Annotated in this window: 2 protein-coding genes; both read right to left on the bottom strand. The window is 49.2% G+C overall.

Annotated elements, in window-relative coordinates:
* Nucleotides 1-496: 496 nt before the first annotated feature.
* Nucleotides 497-823, bottom strand: a complete 327-nt coding sequence (locus NW858_RS11605; RefSeq protein WP_414520554.1) for a hypothetical protein — start codon at nucleotides 821-823, stop codon at nucleotides 497-499.
* Nucleotides 824-841: 18 nt separating this feature from the next.
* On the bottom strand, nucleotides 842-2,341 hold the full coding sequence (locus NW858_RS11600; protein WP_414520553.1) for an argonaute PAZ domain-containing protein: 1,500 nt from the start codon (nucleotides 2,339-2,341) through the stop codon (nucleotides 842-844).
* Between the last annotated feature and the right edge of the window lie 76 nt (nucleotides 2,342-2,417).

Below are 2,417 nucleotides of genomic sequence, written 5' to 3'. Positions count from 1 at the left end.
CTGCGCAGCGGATCTTGCTTGATATCCAAGCCCAGCAGGCCGCTCAGGAAGCCCCCGCAGAAGACAACGGGGTTGCTCAAAAAGGTCTTCCAGACCTCGTTGTTGGTGAACATAGCCAACATGCCAAACCCTTCCCTATCCTAGCAGGGCCAAGCTAGACGGCAATTAACTTCTGGCGATCTATGCTTTGCAGGACATTGAAGATGTTGCTGCCAAGGCGCTGGAACTCCTTGCCGCTTTTGTCAGCAAAATGGAGTACCCAGGGAAGCCTACAGGCTTGAAAGCCACTGGCAGGATGAAGTTGAGAAAGGTGATAAGTCTGTACAGCCAAGACCTCCAACGGCGTACTGCCATATTCGTGGACAACTCGCAGGGGCCTTGCGCTGCCAATAGAGCCTGCGCCTCTCCTGCTAATGGGCTCGCTTGTTACCAGAGTAAACGACTTTCGCGAGTAGTCGAAAACAACGGTGCCTATTTTGGCGTCTTTGTACTTACCTTATCCTTCTTCTATCCCCATTCTTCCTGTACCTCTTTTGCGTATCCCAACAAAATCCACAGCAATCTTTTCTTTTTCTAACTCCTCAATTGTTCTACTAAATTCGCCTCCTTGAACTAAACCATCCCTCATCAAGAGAACCTTGCTGGGATAGCGATCAAGCTTGTCATGAAACTTATTGACAAGTTTGGACACAGTTCGATAAATTGCGTCGCCGGAGAAGGTTTCTCCTCTCTGCACAGCAGGCAGCTCCCAACCTAAGCTCTGCCCATCGGCCAGCACAGCAAAAGCAGAGGCTCCGTAGTATAGCTGCCGATTAGTGCCCAAATCAAAGCCAATGATTATCTAATTGAGTTCAGGATGGTCGAGGGGTTCCAGGAGTACCGGCTGCCATGCTGCCTTACACAGAAGCCCTAGGACGACGTTTAGGGCTTTGTAGGGATCAGCGCCAGGGATCATAAACTGGGTTGCTATCCCCGCTGCAAGGGCCTCCATGCGGATCTTTTGCTTGCGCTCATTGGGCGACCAGGGCATAATAACCAAAACAGTTTTGATCCCTTGCTCAGCCCAGCGTTGCCAGAATCTTTTTCGGGCAAGATCGCCTTCAGGCAAGTCTTGCTGAGTGGCATAGAAGCCCAGTTCAACTTCTACTCCGCTTTTTTGGGCTACCTCAAGCAAGCACTTGCGCACTTCGCTGGGATACTCTCGCCTGTTGTCATAGAGGTTTAGGCATCCAAACTTAGTCTCGCCTACTTTTGCACATCCCTGATACCTAACTCGAGCAGGATTTTGAACTTGCCTACGATCCGATCCCAATAGCTTTGGCTTGGGCAAGATGTAACCCTGGGCCTTCAGGGGTTCAATTTCCACCTTGGGAAGGTTGTAGACATTCTCTATGATAGTCTTTACAGTCTTTTCAGACTCTTGCAATCGTTCCTTCAAGCTTTTTCTGACATGCTTGATAACACGGTCGATAACTTTGCTACCAAAACCTTTGTTGTCTTCTAGACTGGCTAGCGTTTCCAAGGTCAAAACAGGCGATAGCCTCCGAGACAGATGGGGAAAACACCTTTGCTTTGAAGCTACTTCGACTACCCAAGAGCTTTCCACGTCCTCTCTAGGTGCATTGTACTTCTGCAAATGATACTCCGCCAGACTAATCTTCAGCTCTGGCAACTGAATCTCTCGCGGCGACTGATTGGAAAAAATACCCAGATATTCCCAAGTCTCGCGTTTACCATATGTATTCCGAACCCACTTGATTGGGATATCTGGATAGTTTTCCAGCCATTCATGCAAAGTCCACGGCGTGTAGAGGCGGTGATGAATATCGACTTCTAAGTAAAGCTTTCCATCTGGTTCAACAGCAACATCTATTCTTCTTGCTCTGTGGATTTCCCAGCCATCCCCGGAAAGTTCTACCCCTTCCTGAGCAGTGATCCACCAGAGCAGGCCTCCTCCTATCGATTCAACTGCAGTTTTGGTGTACAGAGATCTAAGGCGCGACTCTATCCCCTTGCGCTCAAAGCTTTCGAGGGCGCTTCTTTCTTGAGCATTGGCACAGGTTAGATCCCTAAGCCCACACTCTTCTAACTCCCATTCTGGTGTTTTGAGCTGGCTGGGCGAGACTCTTTCCCGTGTGATAATGCGACTCACCAAACGAACGTCTATTACACCTAGACGATTGCAAACCTTAGCAATAGCTTTCTGCTCTTCTCCTGGCTCCGGAAGTGGGTTTGGCCTACAGGCGTACTCATAAAAGGTGAGGTCTTCCTGAGCTAGCTCCTTAACAAAGAAGCGATTGAGTATAACTTCAACTGACTGGTTCTGGTGAAGCAGGCTCATTGGTGGATTCTTCGTGATCTTTCCAGGATTAGCCCTAGCTCCTCGTTCAAGATCCAGCTCAAGGACGAATCAGCTC

The sequence above is a fragment of the Synechococcus sp. H55.10 genome (assembly GCF_047502715.1).
Lineage (GTDB): Bacteria > Cyanobacteriota > Cyanobacteriia > Thermostichales > Thermostichaceae > Thermostichus.
This window is presented reverse-complemented; position numbering and strand designations above follow the sequence as displayed.

Coding starts and splice junctions, on each gene's coding strand:
- NW858_RS11600 (WP_414520553.1), bottom strand. CDS start 2,341: ATGAGCCTGCTTCACCAGAACCAGTCAGTTGAAGTTATACTCAATCGC.